Source organism: Virgibacillus sp. JSM 102003, assembly GCF_041949995.1.
GTDB lineage: Bacteria > Bacillota > Bacilli > Bacillales > Amphibacillaceae > Lentibacillus.
Map to the genome: position 1 here is coordinate 91,737 of NZ_JBHFQH010000014.1, position 18,770 is coordinate 110,506.

The window sequence follows — 18,770 nt, forward strand, 5'->3', positions numbered from 1 at the left end:
GGAGGTTCATTGTCACACAAAATCATTACGCAAAGTATGGGCTAATAAATCACGAAGAAATTCGGGTAAAAAGTATTTTTTTGTTTCGGATTTAGCTACTTCCGGCAGCAAACGGCCAAACGTAAATGTGTCGGCTGTTGCTACTTTATAGGTTTTATTTTGATCTAAGGCTTCACCATTCCAGGTAACTTGTTCAACGTATTCATGTCCATCTTCCCTAAAAAACGTGTCTACTTGTAAATTGGAATAAATCATCCGCCCAATTACCTCACCACGGAAACCAAATCCCTTCAATTTAAGCTCCGTTAATTCTTTTGTAAAAGAAGCCCTAACTACCTCAAGCAACTCGTCACCCATTAACTCTACAACACACGGGTTTATCGGGTGTGGACAAATGCGATGAATATCTTTATAAGTGATATTGCCTGCAGGAAATTGATCCAATAGCACACCTGCATTTAGCATCGCAACATCTGCATTAGTCCATTTGCATAGTGTGTCTGTAAGTTTTTGCATTACTTTTGTTTGTCTGAACCATTTTATTTCAATAGGATTGTCAAGATGAATCACAGTCTCGCCAAGTATTTTATCTGATTTCTCCATCAGGTCATTTAAGGTCTGTTCAGTGGGAAGATCTTTAGCCATATGGGTTATATCTTTTGTATATGCCTCTTTATTAACCAATTTTTGAAGTGAATGATCCCATGTTAAAATAACTTCACCAACAAAAGCACAGTGTTTGCCTGCAGCGGTTATAATTGTATTGTTGATCATTTCTCCAGTACGCAGTAAATGATGTGTATGACCACCAATAATAATATCAATATCATCGAACCTGCGTGCAATTTCCTGATCTTCCGTAATGCCAAGATGAGATAACAAAATGATAACATCAGCAGATTCTTTTAATTTTGTTATATGCTCTTCCAATGCTTGATGAGGTATAGATATATGCCAATCAAGCAACTCATAAAATGCATTAAATGGAGCAGTCAATCCAATAACACCAATCCGTACACCACTAACTGACTTGATTTCTACGGTTGGCTGCAGCCAATCTGGCTCGTTGTTAGTCAAACTTTCCATATTCGCACAGACTACTTGAAAATTGGCATCATCATATAAATGGTGCAAATCATCATGTGCCAAGGTTATCCCTTCGTTATTGCCGATAGTAGCCAGATCATAACCCACATCATTCATTAGACTTACGTTCGCTTTCCCCATAAAGGCTTCCGCAATCGGATCCACACGATCAACATGATCCCCTATATCGATTAACCAGCATGAATTATTCTCAGCTAGTTTCCGTACCTTCTCTTCTTTTAAATAACCGGCAACACGGGACCAATTTTCAAAGTAACTATGTAAATCGTTTGTATAATAAAAATAAAGTTTCTCCTGCATGTTATATACTCCTTACATTATTCCATCAATAATAAGCCGAATTCCTATTACAATTAAGATAATCCTTAAAAACCATTCAAGTATATTACCTTTAACCTTCTGATTTATTTTAGCACCGATTGTACCGCCTATCCATGCACCGGGGATAAAAAAGAATACATACTCCCAAGCAACATGGCCTAAAGCTATGTGCGTGCTTGCACTAATAATACTAATGAATAATATCATAAACATTGATGTCGCTGTAGCTATATGAATGGGTAATCCAAATAAAAGAATCATCGCAGGGACCATTATTGAGCCACCGCCTATACCAAACATGCCTGATAATATTCCAACCATTGAAGAGATTATAAATGCTGGCCAAATAGACACATTGTATTGATCTGCATCACCTGATTTAGCTTCAGGTTGTTTTCGCTTTATTAAAAATGATAGTGATAAAGTGATCATCAATAATCCAAAATAGAGGGTGAATTTTTCCGAATCTACAAACTGATTTAGCCATGAACCAAAAATACCACCAGGAATACTCCCAGTCAAAAGAAGCAATCCTAATCGATAATCAACCCTTCCTTCGTTATAATAGGAAATTGTAGATGAAAACGCAGTAAATACCATGGCAATTAAGGATATACCTACAATCATCTGTGGAGTTGCCCACGCAAAAGAATCAAAATTCTGGTACATAATTAACAGGCTAGGAATTAATATAATTCCGCCGCCCAGTCCAATTAGACTTCCAATAAATGCTGATACTACAGCAATCAAAACACAAATAATATAAACCAAACACTATCCCCTCAATCTTGTTCGCTTCTACCACAATAGTAGCACTGATCAGGGATGAAATACATCATAATGCTATTGAATTCTGTTTGAACTTCTACTTTTCGCGGAAAGTGTTCTTCTACTACTACTATCGAAACCGACAGCCAAAAAGTGTCATATAAAACTTTATTTTTGATGCCACTTTTTGGCTACGAAATACGATTGTAGGTGTAGAAGAGTGTTAAGCTATTCTACGTGCTGAGGTTGCAGAAGGAAAAAACGTATTTCAGATTGGCTTCAGATCGTATCAATACATGTTTAATGAGTAGCTAACAGCATAAATTTCCTATAAAAAAGCAATTATTAAATTGATTAGGCAAAACAAAACCCGAATATGTTATAGTGGAGATACAATAGATTGGCTTCACATGAGGGGTTAGGCACACTTATCTTTTTAGGAGAAACTTCCTGAAAAGGAGGTGATGCGTATGGGTGTTGATACGGTATTAACGTTAATGATATCTTTCGGGATGTTGATTGCGTTTATTATGTCGGACAATAACCAGAACAAAAGCGCAAGCGCCTGTTCAGCGCCGTATGGACTGGACTGACCCGTGTGAGATAAAGGATACACGAAGAGCGTAAGCTGCCCCACAGGACGTGGGGTAGTTCGACGTTGCCACAGGATGTGGTGGTTTTAGTCGAACATCCTTTATTTCCTTATCGTAAACACGGGGAGGGAAGTCCACTAGGCGCTAGGCACTGGAGCTGGACGTCGCTGATTCGGAAGTCCAGTTATCCACAGCACTTAAATTTTATAATTTCCTATACATAAAAAATAATCCCTCATGTGCTTTTGCAGGCTAATTGAGGGATTATACTCCTTGAATTGTGCCTACCCCTCTTGCTGGGGATAGTCTATTGGAACCGTTCCATGTATGCTGCATGGGACGGTTTTTAATATAATATGTTTTTCTAAAATTATTATACCACGAATTCGTTGAATACACCTATTGATTAATAAATCTGGCTTATCGCAAATCCTTTATATAGATAGCCTTAGTTCTCCTTATGTGTATGAAAATACCTCTATAACTGATTTTAGCGGACACAGGAGACGCTATTTCTATATAAAATCAACTTTCTCGAAGTTATCCGGACACAGAAGTGCTTATAATACATATATCATGGTTATTTAACTGTATTTGTGTGAAATAAGGTCCTTGGTGACCGCTAACACCACCATTTTCGTGGATTTTTGCCAAATAAGGTCCCTGGTGTCCACTAACTTCAAAATTTGCTATATGAAAAATAATTTTCATTATAGATGGTGGCTGCGCATTCAGTAGCCATGGTGGTTTCTTATCTTTTTAGAATACTTGGCATATCGCCAAGCTTTAATATAGATAGCCTTAGTTGCACTTATGCAGCAAGAAAGTACTTATACTTTCTTAACTGCCAAAAAAACCTTGATATGACTTTATCATATCAAGGCTTTCTACAGTTTTTAACCGATTGAACCTTCCATTTCGAATTTGATTAGGCGGTTCATTTCTACGGCATATTCCATTGGAAGCTCTTTTGTAAATGGTTCGATAAAGCCCATTACAATCATTTCAGTAGCTTCTTCTTCACCAAGTCCCCTACTCATTAGGTAGAACAACTGCTCTTCAGAAACTTTGGAAACTTTTGCTTCGTGTTCCAAGGAAATATTGTCGTTATTAATTTCGTTATATGGAATTGTATCTGACGTTGATTCGTTATCCATAATTAACGTATCACACTCAATGTTAGAACGTGCACCGGATGCCTTACGCCCAAAATTAACAATCCCGCGATACGATACTTTACCACCTTGTTTTGAAATTGACTTCGAAACGATAGTGGAAGAAGTATTCGGTGCAAGGTGATGCATTTTAGCACCAGCATCCTGGTGCTGGCCACGACCAGCAATTGCAATTGAAAGTGTATTACCACGTGCACCTTCACCTTTTAATATGATGGATGGATATTTCATTGTTAATTTAGAGCCGATGTTACCATCAATCCATTCCATTGTTGCATTTGCATCCGCAGTGGCACGTTTTGTAACCAAGTTATAAACGTTATTCGCCCAGTTCTGAATTGTTGTATAACGGCAATATGCATCTTTATGGACAAAGATTTCAACAACTGCACTGTGCAGTGAGTTTGTTGTGTAAACAGGTGCTGTACAACCTTCAACATAGTGTACAGATGACCCTTCATCAGCAATGATAAGTGTACGTTCGAATTGTCCCATATTTTCAGAGTTTATACGGAAATATGCTTGTAGAGGTGTTGTTGTTTGTACACCTTTTGGAACATAGATGAACGATCCACCAGACCATACAGCTGAGTTTAAGGCAGCAAATTTATTGTCTGAAGCTGGAATTACTTTTCCGAAATATTGTTTGAAAAGATCTTCGTTTTCTTTAAGTGCAGTATCCGTATCCTTAAATACAATACCCATCTCTTCCAAGTCTTCTTTTAAGCTGTGGTAAACCACTTCAGATTCATACTGTGCGGATACACCAGCTAGATATTTCTGTTCTGCTTCTGGGATACCTAACTTATCAAATGTTTGTTTAATCTCGTCAGGAACCTCATCCCATGATTTTTCAGTTCTTTCAGACGGCTTAACGTAGTAGATAATCTCATCAAAATTCAATTCTGAAAGGTCTCCACCCCATTGCGGCATTGGCATCTTATAGAACTGGTTCAATGCTTTCAAACGATAATCCAGCATCCATTGAGGTTCATCTTTCATTCTTGAGATTTCTTCAACTACCTCTTGCGTAAGTCCTTTTCCAGAGCGGAAAATTGAAACGTCTTTATCATGAAAGCCATATTTATACTCTTCCATTTCTGGCATTTGCTTTGCCATGTAAAAAACCTCCTTCAGATGTTTTGGGACGTACTAGTACCGATATTGCTACGACATTTCGTAATAACCGGCATTATCTCCATCATCCATTAGCTACCTACTATTCTTGGACACCTTTTTCCATTGCTTTCCAAGCAAGGGTTGCACATTTAATTCGTGCTGGAAATTTGGAAACACCTTGCAATGCTTCAATATCACCAAAATCGATATCACCTAAATCATCCATCTCTTCACCAAGCATCATTTGTGAAAAAGCTTTCGACATTTTCAATGCGTCATCAAGTTTTTTTCCTTTAACCGCTTGGGTCATCATAGATGCAGATGACATACTGATTGAACAACCTTCACCATCAAACTTGGCATCCTGAACAACTCCATTTACTACTTGCAATTGCAGCTGAATCCGATCACCACATGTTGGGTTATTCATATCAACGGTTAGCGCATCGCCTTCAACTGCGCCCCGATTTCTTGGGTTTTTATAGTGATCCATGATTACCTGTCTATATAATGTATCAAGGTTGTTAAAAGACATCACCAAAATACTCCTTCGTTTTCCATAGTCCATCGACTAATCGATCAATATCTTCTTCTGTATTATATAAATAAAAACTTGCACGTGCTGTGGCTACTACATCAAGCCATTTCATTAGTGGCTGTGCACAATGGTGTCCCGCACGAACAGCTACACCTTCTGCATCAAGTACTGTGGCCGTATCGTGTGGATGTACATCATCTAAGTTAAATGTAACTAACGCTGCACGTTTTTCAGGTCCATATATAGTAATACCATCAATTTTCCGTAAGTTTTCAAGTGCATAATCAGCTAACTTTTGTTCATGTGCTGAAATATTGTTTAACCCAACATCATTCAAAAAGTCAATTGCCGCACCTAATCCGATTGCGCCAGCAATAATAGGTGTCCCACCTTCAAACTTCCAAGGCAGTTCTTTCCATGTCGAATCGTAGAGATTAACAAAGTCTATCATCTCTCCGCCAAATTCGACTGGTTCCATATCTTCAAGAAGTTCTTTCTTACCATACAGTACCCCGATACCAGTTGGCCCACACATTTTATGACCTGAGAATGCGTAAAAGTCGCAATCCATTTCGTTTACATCAATCTTCATATGTGGTGCACCCTGAGCCCCATCGACTACAATAACTGCACCATTTTGATGAGCAATCTGTGCAACTTCCTTAATCGGGTTAACTGTTCCAAGTACATTGGATACATGTGTAACAGCAACTACTTTTGTATTATCTGTTATTGTCTCACGTATATCGTCCAATGTAAACGTCCCATTAGCCTGTAATGGTATATATTTTAGTGTTGCACCTGTAGCTTTAGCTGCTTGCTGCCATGGTATTATATTACTGTGATGCTCCATTGGAGTGATTACAATTTCATCTCCAGCTTTCAAATTGGCGCGTGCATAGCTATAGGCAACCGTGTTAATTGATGTCGTTGTACCGCGTGTAAAAATAACTTCTGCGGTACTATTTGCATTTATAAAGTGTCGTACTTTTTCACGAGCACCTTCATATTTGTCAGTGGCCCGTGTACCTAGTGTATGAACACCGCGATGTACATTTGAGTTATCTTGTCGATAATATGCATCAACGGCTTCAATTACTGGCAATGGCTTTTGTGATGTTGCAGATGAATCTAAATATACTAAAGGATGACCATTCACTTCCTGATTTAATATCGGAAATTGTTGCCGTATGGCTTTTGCATCCATTAGTATACCTTCCTTTCAATTACTTGCGTTAACTGTTCCTTAACTGAAGCAATTGGCAGTTGATTAACAACCGGCGCTAGGAAGCCATGAATGATTAAACGCTCTGCTTCTTTTTGAGTAATTCCACGACTCATTAAATAATACAATTGAAGCGGATCAACGCGGCCAACAGACGCAGCGTGACCTGCTGTTACATCATCTTCATCAATTAGAAGAATTGGATTAGCATCCCCGCGAGCTTTTTCACTTAACATTAACACGCGTGATTCCTGTTCAGCATTTGATTTAGATGCCCCATGTTCAATTTTTCCGATACCATTAAATATGGATGTTGCACTATCTTTCATAACACCGTGCTGTAAAATATGCCCTTCTGATTGCTTGCCAAAGTGAACTATATTTGCTGTGAAATTCTGTGTTTGTTTACCTCGGCCAACTGACACAGTTTTCGCATTTGATTCAGAATTGTCACCAACTAGATGTGTAACATTTTCTGAAACAGTATTACCATCATTCATTTGGCCAAGTGCCCAATCAATTTTTGCATCACGATAAGCGACACCACGGCGATTAATATACGAAGTTGTTCCAGCAGCGAAGTTGTCAACTGCGCCAAATGAAATTTGTGCATTGTTATGTGCAATTACTTCTGTAACAATGTTTGCTACCGTTTCTTCTTCTTTATTTTGTGATACATAATTCTCAACATATGTTAATGAACTATTATCATCAGCAACAACCAATACATGATTAAACATTGCAGCTTCAGGATCTTCCTGCCAAAAAATCACTTGTAATGGATCTTCCAGCTGCACATTTTTAGGAACATATACGAATACGCCACCATTCATCAATGCTGCATGAAGTGCAGTCAGACGATGTTCATCAACAGAAACTGCATCTTTCATATAATAACGTTTTACCAAGTCTTCATGCTCACGAAGAGCTGTAAAGATATCAGTGAATATTACACCTTTACTTTTCAGTTCTTCATTCAGTGAAGCATATGCAACCGTGTGATTGCGCTGTATTACAAGGTTTTCCTGTTTATTTTCTTTATCAAGAAAGTCCTGTATATCTGCTGGTAAATTATCTAATGACGAAATCTCCGCACCTTTAGCTGCATCATGTTTGAATTTACTGAAATTCCATCTGCCTATTTTCGTTTTATCAGGCTTAGGCATTTCAAGATTATCAGCTTGTTCCAAAGCTTGAAGGCGTAATGATTTCATCCATTCCGGTTCTTTATTATCTTGTGAAAACTGGCTGATATAATCTTTGTCGTATGGCAACTTTGTTTCAACAGTCATATTACCCCTCCTAACTTTTACGCTTTTTGCTCAAGTGATGCGTCTTCAATACCTAGTTCTTCTTTAATCCAGTCATATCCTTCAGCCTCAAGACGCTTTGCTAATTCAGGCCCACCTGATTTAACAACACGGCCTTGCATCATAACATGCACTTGATCTGGTGTAATATAATTTAGTAAACGCTGATAGTGTGTAATGATCAAGCAACCAAAGTTATCGTCACGTAGTTTATTAATTCCTTTGGAAACTACTTTTAATGCATCAATATCCAATCCTGAATCAATTTCATCTAAAATTGCAATTTCTGGCTTAATAAGCATTAATTGAAGAATCTCATTACGTTTTTTCTCTCCACCTGAGAATCCTTCATTTAAGTAGCGTTGCGCCATATTTTTATCGATTTCAAGATAGTCCAAGGCATTATCCATTTCTTTAATGAATTTCATTAGAGAAATCTCATCGCCTTCTTCACGACGGGAGTTAATAGAAGAACGAAGGAAATCAGATGTTGTTACACCACTAATTTCACTTGGATACTGCATTCCAAGGAACAGCCCTGCGCGTGCGCGCTCATCTACTTCCATTTCCAATACATCCTCACCGTCAAGATGTACACTTCCTTCAGTGATTTCGAATTTTGGGTGACCCATAATTGCTGATGCAAGTGTTGACTTACCAGTACCATTTGGTCCCATTACTGCATGGAACTCGCCACCCTTTATCGTAAGGTTTACACCTTTTAATATCTCGTTACCTTCAATTGAAACATGAAGATTCTTAATTTCTAGCGTTGATCCTGCCATGTCGATACCTCCAATTACTATTATTGTTCTTATTTTTTTCAAATGGATATTACATCCATTCTCAATTTATTCTCATTATAATCTTAAAGCATTTCGAATTTATTATCAACTCATTCACATGAATAATCATACGCAGATGTTAGCTGATTAAACGTGCTTTCTTTGTGCGAAAAATCATAAATTTCTTCTTTATATTATATGCAATAACTGAGAATGTACTTTCTCTAGAACATGATCTTATTTCTGGTTATTTTCTTCCAAGGTTTGGAAAATTTAGTTTGTCGAATTAGGGGTTCTTGTTTCTATAAAATCCCTAATACTTAGGAGTAAGCTTCGGTTCCACTTATGTAGGAAGACAATAAAAACGCTGGCACCCACACCGGGGTACCAGCATCATGACTATTTATTAATTATGAATGTGACTATCAATTTCAGCTACCATATGCTTACATTGTTCATACTCTTTTTGTCGTCTTTTTTCAACAGCAATGCGATTTTCTAACTTTCTTTCATACTCCGCATAACACATCTTATGCGTTTGCTGCATTCCCTTCTCCATCTCTGGAGTGTAATTCATCCTAATCCCACTATAAATAGTGAATCATCCTTTCGATTTGATTACAATATTAAGAATATCACAAGGACGATACCCTATACAAAGTGCATTTAAACGTTTAAAATCTTAATGAATAAAGTATGGAAGGGTTGAAAATAGATAGCAGGTTTACCTTTAAATATAGAGCAAATACCTTCCATATACTATTAATTCCTTAAAATTCGCTAATTTAATTACTCGGTGCTCCTTTAACAGGAACTACTGCACCATCAAATTCTTCTTTTATATAATCCTGAATTTTTTCACTATGCAATACATCAACTAATGTGTTTAATGCCTTATTGTCTTTATTCTCTTTTTTTACGGCAATAACATTTACATATGGTGATTCTTCACCTTCTATGATTAATGCATCCTCTAATGGATTCAGTCCTGCTCCAATTGCATAATTTGTATTGATTGCCACTAATGTATTTTCTTCTGATTCATACAGTTCTGGTAAGAATGCTGCATCGTAATCATAAGAAAATTTTAAGTTTTTCGGATTCTCTACAATATCTTCTGTAGTAGCTTCTACCTTGTCCACTTTTTCTGAAAGCTTAATAAGCCCTTCTTTTTCCAACAGGGAAAGTACTCGTCCATGATCAGCGACAGAACGACTCATAAGCACTTCGGTTCCTTTAGGTACTTCATCAACACTTTCTATTGTTTTGGAATATATGCCGAAGGGTTCAATATGAATTCCACCAATGTGTGTGAAATCATAGCCAATATCTGCAATTTGCTTGTTTAAATATGGAATATGCTGGAAATAGTTCGCATCGATTTCTCCATTTGATAGGTCTTCATTTGGTAAAACATAGTCAGTGTACTCTTCAATCTTTAAAGTGATTCCTTTTTCCTTAAGAATAGGTTTAGCTTTTTCTAAAATTTGTGCGTGTGGAGTACTTGATGCACCCACCTTAATAACATTATCACCTGCACCGGAATTACTTTCGCCACAAGCTGCTAATACGAATACGAAAAATATAGATATAAATGCCAAGATCTTTTTCACTTTATCTCTCTCCTTTATCTTTTATCTAATTTGTTAGTAATAAAATCTCCAATGAATTGAAAAATAAATACAATAATTACGATAAACACGGTACAAATAAATACAACATCAAACATTCGCCGCTGGAAACCGAAAAAGTATGCATAATTTCCAAGGCCACCAGCGCCTATAACTCCTGCCATTGCCGTATAACCTATTAAGGCAATAGCGGTTACAGTAAGCCCTGAGACAAGTGCCGGCATTGACTCTGGTAATAATACACGAAAAATAATTGTATGTGTCTTTGCACCCATTGATTTCGCTGCTTCAACCACGCCTTTATCAACTTCCTTCAGTGCAATCTCCACAAGTCTTCCGTAGAATGGAGCAGCACCAATAATCAACGCTGGTAAAGCTGCATTCGGTCCTCGTATAGTCCCAATCAAAAAGTCAGTGAAGGGGAACAAAAGTAATATCAATATAATAAATGGTATCGCTCGGAATACGTTTACGATTGATGCCACAATTAAATTCAGAAATTTATTTTGCCAAATCCCTCCTCTCATTGTCAGGTAAAGCAGTAATCCCAATAGTATACCTAAGATAAACGTTCCAAATAATGAAAGGATGGTCATGTAAAAGGTTTCGTAAGTAGCAACCCATAAATCCTCCATATTCAAATTTGGGAAAAGATTAGTTAGCATCCCGAACCACCTCCACTTCCACTGAGGTCTCATTTGTTATAAAGTTTATTGCATTATCAATTTCACTCAACTCGCCATCCACCTGAACAAATAGTGTTCCATACGCACCACGCTGCGTTTGAGTGATCTTCCCCTGCAAGATGTTAATATCAATTGCAAATCTTTTGGCGACTTGACTAATCAATGCCTGGTTTGTTGTTTCACCAACGAAATGGAGTCGGATAATCTTACCCGTGTCATAGGTGTCAACTAGATGGGCTACACCATCATCTTCATCATTCGTTCCCATCACCTGTTCAACAAATTTCTTCGTAACAGATTTCTTCGGTCGTAAAAATACATCCAGCACATCACCTTGTTCAACAATTTTCCCTTCTTCCATCACTGCAACCTGATTACATATTTTACGAATTACATGCATTTCATGGGTAATCAGAATAACCGTTAAACCGAGCTTTTGATTAATATCCACTAACAAATCCAATATCGCATTCGTTGTTTCCGGATCTAGTGCTGATGTTGCTTCATCACACAGTAATACTTTAGGATTATTCGCAAGTGACCTTGCAATTCCAACACGCTGTTTTTGACCGCCACTTAACTGAGAAGGATAAGCACTTTCTCTTCCTGTAAGGCCGACCAATTCGATTAACTCCCGAACACGTTCATCACGCTCTTTTTTTGACACGCCTGCAATCTCCAATGGAAATGCAATATTATCTTTAACGGTGCGTGACCACAATAGATTAAAATGTTGAAAAATCATGCCTATTTCCTGTCGTGCTACCCGGAGCTGTTTTGAATTTAATGAAGTAACTTCTTGCTGATCAATTACTATTTTCCCACCTGTTGGTTCTTCAAGCCGATTCAATAATCTTACAAATGTGCTTTTTCCAGCACCACTATACCCAATGACACCAAAAATTTCTCCTTCTTTTATATCAAGGGTTAAATCATCCACTGCTGTAATGTTGCTTTTATTTGATTTAAAGACTTTACTTAAACCCTCTATTGAAATCACAAGTATTCCTCCTTAGTCATCCACTATTATGCCCTACTAAATAAGAAAAACGCCTTTCTGTAAGAGAACAGAAAGACGTAATATATGTAGTCTTTACGTTCCCTTATCTGTCAAAGCAGTTGCTTTGCAGGAGTTGGCACCTTTCAAATAAAAAACATTTGAGGTTGCCGCGGTTTCATAGGGCCAGCCCCTCCACCGCTCAAGATAAGAGATATAAATTATTAAATTGAAATTCAATAATCTAGATAATAGCACGCATATTAGCATGTGTCAATAAAATTTATTCATCCGAAAATAAAGCTGGTTCGTAGTCCATTAGGTAGCTATATATATTGGCAATTGATTTAAATGCGTAGATTTTTTCTTTGATCTCGTTACCATCCTTTATTAATAAGCATGGTACACTCTCGATTTCATTATCTTGCATAAAATCCGGGTGCAACGAGGCATTCATGCTATAAAAAATATCCTGTTTATGAACCGATTCAATCTTATCCAGCATTGATTTTGCCAATGCACAAGTCCCACAAAATGGTGTATAAATATATAATAAATAATGCTCTTGTTCTAATTGTTCCTCATTAATCTGTTGCAATACTACCACCCTAAATCAAAAATATGGGATTAACCTCGATTCGTTTGCCTACCAAGGCAGTTGCAAGTATGTTTTCAGGGGTTGTTGCCACTTCACGATACTCGCTGCTCACATAAATGTGCTCAGCATGTGGTAGCTCACGTGTTAACTGTTTGCGCAGTTTTATCCCTGAACTATCCTCATCAACTAAAATATAAACATCCCTATTATCCAAATCATACGTTTCCAACAGCTCATCAAATCGTTCAACACCGAGTGTCCCATTCGTACAAATCACTTCAACATCGTCTGTTATCACCCGTTTGACCTGTTTTTTATCAGTTAGTCCCTCAACAATGATAACTTTTTCTACTTCATTTGTCATTAGTACATGCACTCCTTACATTAAATTCACTGAATGCATTAATCACACATTTTACTACTTTTTTCAATCTACATCCAATAATTGATATTATCATTTGTAATAGATAGTTTATGCTTAAACTGAAGTATTAGGTATGAAAAAGAAATACTGTTCTATGAGTTTAAGCGCGACACAATGTAAAAAGTAATCTGAGTGCTATGACATCGCTCTGGAAATAGACTACGCGCACCTTAGAGCAACTCTTCAGATTCCAATGGAGCACACAGCGCGCGAGTAGTCAGGGAGCCACACTAAATAATACGAAGCTGCTACCCTTGTTCGTGCTGCATTAACTACCTGTAAAGATTCGTTGCTTGGAGTAACAACCAACTCCTAGAAAATAGCCAAATAAAAAAAGACTGACTTCACAAGATTACAGTGTGCAGTCAGCCTTATTCATAGGATTAATCTTCCTCGATTATTTCCTGATATTGCTCAGCAGATAGTAAATTATTCAACTCTGAATCATCGGAAGGCTCCAAAACAACCATCCATGCTTTTTCATATGGTGATTCATTAACAAATTCAGGACTATCCTCTAATTCTTCATTAATTTCTACAACTTTCCCGCTAATTGGGGCGTACAATTCGGAAACCGTTTTAACAGATTCAACGCTGCCGAATGGCTCATCTGCTTCAACCTCTTCGCCCGCTTCAGGGAGTTCAACAAAAACGATATCCCCTAATTCGGATTGCGCAAATTCAGTAATACCAATACGAACTTTATCGCCTTCTTGTTTTATCCATTCGTGTTCTTCTGAATATAATAAATCTTTTGGTAAGCTCATTTGAATCCCTCCGTTAGTTAATTGCAATCTTACTATACTAGGTATATGCACTTTTTTCTAGCATTTTTACTTTTGTTAAAGCCAATTTTCATTGAAGGTTTCTTCCTTAAATCCAACAGTCACTTTTTTTCCATCTGTTGTGATTGGTCGTTTGATTAACATACCATCAGATGCCAGAATCTCAGTCATTTCTTCAAGACTAGCATTCTTTATTCGATCTTTGATATTCAATTCACGATATTTCTTCCCACTAGTATTAAAAAATTTTTTGGCAGGCAAACCACTTTTTAAAATCATGTTTACAAGTTCTTCTTTTGTTGGTGGATCGTTCACAATATGTATGCTAGTATAATCGACTTCATGATCGTCTAACCATTTCTTCGCTTTTTTACAAGTTCCGCAGTTTGGATACCAGTAAAACGTTAAAGTCATTTAACCCCTCCTAATAATTTCATATATTATTTTTATTATAGCAAATATAGTATCGCCTGGTCGATGGAATTGTGAACTTTCAAAGACTTCCTGCAAAAAACTTCATATGGCCTGATCATATGCTATAATACATGCAGGTTAGTTAATAGGGGGAATGATCATGCATTATATAAACGCTTTACCGGTATACTTTATCCTCCTATCCCTGGCCATTTTCATATCTATAAGGTTCATAGTTTTAATGAAAACGGATCGAAAAATTGTTCTATACAAAGAATTCATCTACTGTTTGTGGATTATTTATATGGAAAGTTTACTTTACCTGACAGTGTTTCCTTCCACAGACGCTACTCGAAGTGATTGGGTAGGCATAAACCTGATACCATTTAACACGATTGAAAATTATTTATTTTTATTCTCCCAAGGGGGAATATCTGTTGCTTCTGTTAATCTGATTGGGAATACTGCTGTCTTTATTCCAATGGGAATGTTACTTGTATTAGTAAACAGGAAAATCAGTTTTTTAAAGATGTTTCTAATTGGCTTTGCAGCATCTTTTGCTATTGAAGTAACACAACTTGTTCTCTCTTTGCTAAAGGTACTATCAAGAAGTTTTGATGTTGATGATCTTATTTTAAATACAATTGGAGTTATCATAGGGTTTGCAGTTATGAAAATCGGTTTGTTTTTTATAAGTTTGAAAAAGTAGACTCTTTAATAACTTACCGGGGTCAGTTTTGGGAGCTAATAACATTAGAAATCACGTATTAATAACATACATTTCACTCCTGTTGTTGAAGAATTTATTTTTTAACTGAATGAGGATCCAGCCTTCTGTTTTGGCGGATCCTCATTCCGTTATTTCCTTGAAAACCTTCGTTTTAAGCTTGGGTTCGGATCCTCATTCCGCTATTTGCCATTTCTGCCTCAAATTTGGCTGAATTTCTGCTTTTAGCGGAATGAGGATTCACTTCGACTGTTTGGCGATCCTTTTCCGAGTGGCAATAACGATTCCCTAACTGTATAATCTTTCCAGTTTCAATCACAAACATAGCTTTACAGTTGATACCCATAGCAACTATCTTTTAAAAACTGCCAAATGTAAAACCACCCTCTACTTTAAAGCAGAGGGTGGCAATTTATTAAACTAGATATTTCTCTTCCTCAATTATCTTAGCAGCTATTTCACGTTTTTTCCCAATCACATCTGTTGGCGTGTGACGAGTCAGCTTACGTAATGATGACAGCATCATTCGGAGGGTATCACCTGATTCAACTCCAATTAAAGTTTCTTTTGCATCAGCCTCAATGCGATTAAATGCTTCCTGCACATATACTTGTGTATAAAGAAGCTTTTGTTTATTCTTTTCTTCCCCTGACTTATTGATAGCCTTCTCTGTACGAAGAATTGCTGATTCCATATTGTATACTTCTGCTGTCATATCGGCAAGATTAACAAGGATCTCCTGTTCATTTTCAAGCTTCTTGCCATATTTCTGAGCAGCAAGACCAGCACCAAGCAATACCATTTTCTTTGCATTTTTCAATAGATATTTTTCCTGTTCTAACGTTTCATCGCCAATTTCTTCCGGCATCATCATCATAAGCTCTTCCTGTAGACTCTGTGCTTGTTGAAGTAATGGCAGTTCACCTTTCATTGCTTTTTTTAGCAATGTTCCAGGGACGATTAACCGATTAATCTCATTTGTTCCTTCAAAAATACGGTTAATACGTGAGTCACGGTATGCACGTGCAACTTCATATTCTTCCATAAAGCCATACCCACCGTGTAGTTGAACAGCTTCATCCGTTACATAATCAAGACATTCGGTTGCCGTGTATTTATTGATGGAACACTCGATTTGATATTCTGCAATTGCTTTTGCCACTTCACGGCCATCTTTTAATTCCTCATCCGACAATGCACCCATGCGTTGTTCAAACAATCCTACTGTACGATATACAGCACTTTCGTTAGCATACGTTCTTGTTGCCATTGTTGCTAATTTTTCCTGTGTTAGGCTGAAACTTGAAATTGGTGTATTAAATTGTTTACGTTCATTCACATATTTGGTTGCCACTTCAAGGGCACGTTTTGACCCACCTACACCACCAATTGCCAGCTTATAACGGCCAACGTTAAGGATGTTAAATGCAATAACATGGCCGCGGCCTTTTTCACCTAATAAATTTTCAACTGGTACTTCTGCATCCTCCAGAATCAATGTACGAGTTGACGAGCTCTTAATACCCATTTTCTTCTCTTCCGGGCCGGTTGAAACCCCAGGAAATTCACGTTCAACAATAAATGCTGAGAAATGTTCGCCATCAATTTTTGCATAAACAACGAAAACATCCGCAAATGCTGAATTGGTAATCCACTGCTTTTCACCATTTAAAACATAATGTGTTCCTGCTTCATTTAATTTTGCTGTAGTTTTTGCACCTAATGCATCCGAACCTGAACTTGGCTCAGTTAATGCGTATGCAGCCAATAATTCACCTGTGGCAAGTTTAGGTAAGTATTTTTCTTTTTGTTCATCATTACCAAAGAAAACTATTGGTAAAGAACCGATACCAACATGGGCGCCGTGTGTTACCGAGAATCCACCAGCACGTGAAAACTTCTCCGTAATTAATGATGAACTGATTTTGTCGAGTGCAAGACCACCATATTCTTCTGGAACATCAGAACCAAGCAATCCTAGTTCCCCGGCCTTTTTCAGTAAGTCTACTGAATGTTCAAATTCATGATTTTCCAGATTATCAATTTTCGGTACAACTTCACCTAATACGAAATCTTCTGTTGTCTTTGCAATCATTTTATGTTCTTCAGTAAAATCCTCTGGTGTGATGACATCTTCCCCAGTTAAATCTTCTGTTAAAAATGCTCCACCTTTAAAAATTTTCTCTTTTGTTTCGCTCATTTGAATCGTTCCCTTCCATTATTGGATGGGCGCCATAATGTAGGCGCCCTTATTGCTTACTGCTGTGCTGAAGTTGTGAACTTCAGCACTTGAGTTGTGAACTTCGAGCAAGTTAGTTGTGAACTTCGGCGATTTCCCGGTGAACTTCGGCGAATCTGCAGTGAACTTCGGTATTTTGCACGCAACTTTATAAAAGTTCAAACACTCCAGCAGCACCCATACCGCCACCGATACACATTGTCACGACTCCGTATTGTACGTTGCGGCGTCTCATTTCATGAATAAGGCTTAACGTTAATTTAGTACCTGTCATGCCAAGGGGATGACCAAGTGCAATAGCGCCACCATTTACATTAACAATGTTCGGATCTAGATCAAGTGCCTGGATTACTCGAACAGATTGTGATGCGAAAGCTTCGTTTAACTCGAATAATCCGATATCAGATAGCTCAAGTCCTGCTATTTTCAATGCTTTTGGTACTGCTTCAACTGGTCCAACTCCCATAATCTCCGGTTCTACTCCTGCTACTGCGAACGAACGGAACTTAGCTAGCGGTTTCAGCCCTTCTGAATCTGCTTTATCGCGGTCCATCAAAAGTACGGAACCAGCTCCATCGCTCATTTGCGAGGAGTTACCAGCAGTAACGGAACCTGTCACGTTAAATGCAGGGCGAAGTTTACCCAATACTTCCTTCGTTGTTCCAGGACGGACCCCTTCATCCATTTCAAACATCGTTTTCTTTTCTTCAATTTTGTTCTTTTCGCCAACAATCCGATTTGTGACTTCAACAGGAACAATTTCATCCTTAAACTTTCCTTCCTGAATTGCCTTTCCGGCACGCTCATGACTTTGAACAGCGAATGCATCCTGATCTTCACGAGAAATACCAAAGCGATTTGCTACTTCTTCTGCGGTGTGCCCCATTCCCATGTAATACCCTGGAGCATCCTGGACAAGCTTCGTGTTCGGCTTGATTACGTGACCACCCATTGGAATCAGGCTCATTGACTCTGCGCCACCTGCAATGATGGAATCACTTGCACCAACCATAATACGTTCCGCTGCATATGCAATACTTTGTAAGCCTGACGAACAATAACGGTTAATTGTTATTCCAGGCACATCTTTCTTTAATCCTGCAAGTCCGGCGATGTTACGTGCCATATTCATGCCCTGTTCTGCTTCCGGCATAGCACATCCAATGATCACATCATCAATGTTGCCGTCATAGTTTCCTGCACGCTTTAATGTTTCCTTTATTGTTAATGCTGCTAAATCATCTGGTCTTGAATTTGCTAGTGATCCTTTATTAGCTCTTCCTACAGGGGTTCTTGCACCTGCAACAATTACTGCTTCCTTCACATTT

Annotated in this window: 20 protein-coding genes and 1 riboswitch; of the genes, 2 read left to right on the forward strand and 18 right to left on the reverse strand. The window is 37.8% G+C overall.

All coding sequences use genetic code 11. The features are described 5' to 3' along the window. Positions 1 to 12: 12 nt before the first annotated feature. Complete coding sequence (locus ACE1TG_RS15280; protein WP_375053273.1) at positions 13 to 1,407, reverse strand: bifunctional metallophosphatase/5'-nucleotidase; 1,395 nt, start codon at positions 1,405 to 1,407, stop codon at positions 13 to 15. A 12-nt stretch (positions 1,408 to 1,419) separates the two neighbouring features. Beyond that, complete coding sequence (locus tag ACE1TG_RS15285) at positions 1,420 to 2,199, reverse strand: sulfite exporter TauE/SafE family protein (RefSeq protein ID WP_375053274.1); 780 nt, start codon at positions 2,197 to 2,199, stop codon at positions 1,420 to 1,422. A 467-nt stretch (positions 2,200 to 2,666) separates the two neighbouring features. On the opposite strand from ACE1TG_RS15285, the gene ACE1TG_RS15290 reads away from it, so the two are divergent. Beyond that, the gene (locus ACE1TG_RS15290; protein WP_375053275.1) at positions 2,667 to 2,789 is read left to right on the forward strand and encodes a hypothetical protein; all 123 of its coding nucleotides are present in this window, start codon (positions 2,667 to 2,669) and stop codon (positions 2,787 to 2,789) included. A gap of 896 nt (positions 2,790 to 3,685) precedes the next feature. Here ACE1TG_RS15290 and sufB read toward each other — a convergent pair. From sufB to ACE1TG_RS15355, 13 genes are all read right to left on the reverse strand, one after another. Beyond that, a complete protein-coding gene (gene sufB, locus ACE1TG_RS15295) occupies positions 3,686 to 5,083 on the reverse strand; it encodes a Fe-S cluster assembly protein SufB (RefSeq protein ID WP_375053276.1) in 1,398 nt (465 codons plus the stop codon). A gap of 100 nt (positions 5,084 to 5,183) precedes the next feature. Next, on the reverse strand, positions 5,184 to 5,618 hold the full coding sequence (gene sufU / locus ACE1TG_RS15300; RefSeq protein WP_375053277.1) for a Fe-S cluster assembly sulfur transfer protein SufU: 435 nt from the start codon (positions 5,616 to 5,618) through the stop codon (positions 5,184 to 5,186). Next, positions 5,608 to 6,828, reverse strand: a complete 1,221-nt coding sequence (locus ACE1TG_RS15305) for a cysteine desulfurase (protein ID WP_375053278.1) — start codon at positions 6,826 to 6,828, stop codon at positions 5,608 to 5,610. The genes sufU and ACE1TG_RS15305 overlap by 11 nt, the downstream gene beginning before the upstream one ends. Next, on the reverse strand, positions 6,828 to 8,138 hold the full coding sequence (gene sufD, locus ACE1TG_RS15310; protein ID WP_375053279.1) for a Fe-S cluster assembly protein SufD: 1,311 nt from the start codon (positions 8,136 to 8,138) through the stop codon (positions 6,828 to 6,830). Before sufD ends, ACE1TG_RS15305 begins: the two co-directional genes overlap by 1 nt. A gap of 17 nt (positions 8,139 to 8,155) precedes the next feature. After that, the gene (sufC, locus tag ACE1TG_RS15315) at positions 8,156 to 8,941 is read right to left on the reverse strand and encodes a Fe-S cluster assembly ATPase SufC (protein ID WP_375053280.1); all 786 of its coding nucleotides are present in this window, start codon (positions 8,939 to 8,941) and stop codon (positions 8,156 to 8,158) included. Positions 8,942 to 9,347: 406 nt separating this feature from the next. Then, positions 9,348 to 9,518, reverse strand: coding sequence for a YuzK family famiily protein (locus tag ACE1TG_RS15320; protein WP_175476722.1), 171 nt, complete (start codon positions 9,516 to 9,518; stop codon positions 9,348 to 9,350). Positions 9,519 to 9,726: 208 nt separating this feature from the next. After that, positions 9,727 to 10,554 carry a MetQ/NlpA family ABC transporter substrate-binding protein gene (locus ACE1TG_RS15325; RefSeq protein WP_375053282.1) on the reverse strand — a complete coding sequence of 276 codons (828 nt, stop codon included), beginning with the start codon at positions 10,552 to 10,554 and terminating at the stop codon, positions 9,727 to 9,729. 14 nt (positions 10,555 to 10,568) lie between these two features. Then, positions 10,569 to 11,237: a methionine ABC transporter permease gene (locus tag ACE1TG_RS15330; RefSeq protein WP_375053283.1), complete on the reverse strand. Its 669-nt coding sequence runs from the start codon at positions 11,235 to 11,237 to the stop codon at positions 10,569 to 10,571. Further along, entirely contained in the window at positions 11,227 to 12,258 is a 1,032-nt protein-coding gene (locus ACE1TG_RS15335; protein ID WP_375053284.1) for a methionine ABC transporter ATP-binding protein, read from the reverse strand. Before ACE1TG_RS15335 ends, ACE1TG_RS15330 begins: the two co-directional genes overlap by 11 nt. A 100-nt stretch (positions 12,259 to 12,358) precedes the next feature. Beyond that, positions 12,359 to 12,469: riboswitch (SAM riboswitch) on the reverse strand. A 69-nt stretch (positions 12,470 to 12,538) separates the two neighbouring features. Next, positions 12,539 to 12,862 (reverse strand): thioredoxin family protein, encoded by a 324-nt coding sequence (locus ACE1TG_RS15340; protein ID WP_375053285.1) that lies wholly within the window; start codon positions 12,860 to 12,862, stop codon positions 12,539 to 12,541. A gap of 1 nt (position 12,863) precedes the next feature. After that, positions 12,864 to 13,217 carry a toprim domain-containing protein gene (locus tag ACE1TG_RS15345; RefSeq protein WP_375053286.1) on the reverse strand — a complete coding sequence of 118 codons (354 nt, stop codon included), beginning with the start codon at positions 13,215 to 13,217 and terminating at the stop codon, positions 12,864 to 12,866. 443 nt (positions 13,218 to 13,660) lie between these two features. Next, entirely contained in the window at positions 13,661 to 14,044 is a 384-nt protein-coding gene (gene gcvH / locus ACE1TG_RS15350; protein ID WP_375053287.1) for a glycine cleavage system protein GcvH, read from the reverse strand. Positions 14,045 to 14,119: 75 nt separating this feature from the next. After that, positions 14,120 to 14,476 carry an arsenate reductase family protein gene (locus ACE1TG_RS15355; protein ID WP_375053288.1) on the reverse strand — a complete coding sequence of 119 codons (357 nt, stop codon included), beginning with the start codon at positions 14,474 to 14,476 and terminating at the stop codon, positions 14,120 to 14,122. Positions 14,477 to 14,636: 160 nt separating this feature from the next. Here ACE1TG_RS15355 and ACE1TG_RS15360 point away from each other — a divergent pair, with 160 nt between their 5' ends. Beyond that, the gene (locus ACE1TG_RS15360; RefSeq protein WP_375053289.1) at positions 14,637 to 15,185 is read left to right on the forward strand and encodes a VanZ family protein; all 549 of its coding nucleotides are present in this window, start codon (positions 14,637 to 14,639) and stop codon (positions 15,183 to 15,185) included. Positions 15,186 to 15,357: 172 nt separating this feature from the next. On the opposite strand, the gene ACE1TG_RS15365 is transcribed toward ACE1TG_RS15360, so the two are convergent. From ACE1TG_RS15365 to ACE1TG_RS15375, 3 genes are all read right to left on the reverse strand, one after another. Further along, positions 15,358 to 15,549 (reverse strand): hypothetical protein, encoded by a 192-nt coding sequence (locus ACE1TG_RS15365; RefSeq protein ID WP_375053290.1) that lies wholly within the window; start codon positions 15,547 to 15,549, stop codon positions 15,358 to 15,360. A 69-nt stretch (positions 15,550 to 15,618) separates the two neighbouring features. After that, positions 15,619 to 17,403 (reverse strand): acyl-CoA dehydrogenase family protein, encoded by a 1,785-nt coding sequence (locus ACE1TG_RS15370; protein WP_375053292.1) that lies wholly within the window; start codon positions 17,401 to 17,403, stop codon positions 15,619 to 15,621. A 187-nt stretch (positions 17,404 to 17,590) separates the two neighbouring features. Beyond that, positions 17,591 to 18,766, reverse strand: coding sequence for an acetyl-CoA C-acetyltransferase (locus tag ACE1TG_RS15375; protein WP_375053293.1), 1,176 nt, complete (start codon positions 18,764 to 18,766; stop codon positions 17,591 to 17,593). Positions 18,767 to 18,770 lie beyond the last annotated feature (4 nt).

What these genes read in the sequence shown, in the direction of transcription:
- sufB (WP_375053276.1), bottom strand. Translation starts at nt 5,083, where the DNA reads ATGGCAAAGCAAATGCCAGAAATGGAAGAGTATAAATATGGCTTTCAT.
- sufC (WP_375053280.1), bottom strand. Translation starts at nt 8,941, where the DNA reads ATGGCAGGATCAACGCTAGAAATTAAGAATCTTCATGTTTCAATTGAA.
- ACE1TG_RS15330 (WP_375053283.1), bottom strand. Translation starts at nt 11,237, where the DNA reads ATGCTAACTAATCTTTTCCCAAATTTGAATATGGAGGATTTATGGGTT.
- ACE1TG_RS15320 (WP_175476722.1), bottom strand. Translation starts at nt 9,518, where the DNA reads ATGAATTACACTCCAGAGATGGAGAAGGGAATGCAGCAAACGCATAAG.
- sufU (WP_375053277.1), bottom strand. Translation starts at nt 5,618, where the DNA reads ATGTCTTTTAACAACCTTGATACATTATATAGACAGGTAATCATGGAT.
- ACE1TG_RS15305 (WP_375053278.1), bottom strand. Translation starts at nt 6,828, where the DNA reads ATGGATGCAAAAGCCATACGGCAACAATTTCCGATATTAAATCAGGAA.
- ACE1TG_RS15280 (WP_375053273.1), bottom strand. Translation starts at nt 1,407, where the DNA reads ATGCAGGAGAAACTTTATTTTTATTATACAAACGATTTACATAGTTAC.
- ACE1TG_RS15355 (WP_375053288.1), bottom strand. Translation starts at nt 14,476, where the DNA reads ATGACTTTAACGTTTTACTGGTATCCAAACTGCGGAACTTGTAAAAAA.
- ACE1TG_RS15365 (WP_375053290.1), bottom strand. Translation starts at nt 15,549, where the DNA reads ATGGGTATCAACTGTAAAGCTATGTTTGTGATTGAAACTGGAAAGATT.
- sufD (WP_375053279.1), bottom strand. Translation starts at nt 8,138, where the DNA reads ATGACTGTTGAAACAAAGTTGCCATACGACAAAGATTATATCAGCCAG.
- gcvH (WP_375053287.1), bottom strand. Translation starts at nt 14,044, where the DNA reads ATGAGCTTACCAAAAGATTTATTATATTCAGAAGAACACGAATGGATA.
- ACE1TG_RS15360 (WP_375053289.1), top strand. Translation starts at nt 14,637, where the DNA reads ATGCATTATATAAACGCTTTACCGGTATACTTTATCCTCCTATCCCTG.
- ACE1TG_RS15345 (WP_375053286.1), bottom strand. Translation starts at nt 13,217, where the DNA reads ATGACAAATGAAGTAGAAAAAGTTATCATTGTTGAGGGACTAACTGAT.
- ACE1TG_RS15370 (WP_375053292.1), bottom strand. Translation starts at nt 17,403, where the DNA reads ATGAGCGAAACAAAAGAGAAAATTTTTAAAGGTGGAGCATTTTTAACA.
- ACE1TG_RS15290 (WP_375053275.1), top strand. Translation starts at nt 2,667, where the DNA reads ATGGGTGTTGATACGGTATTAACGTTAATGATATCTTTCGGGATGTTG.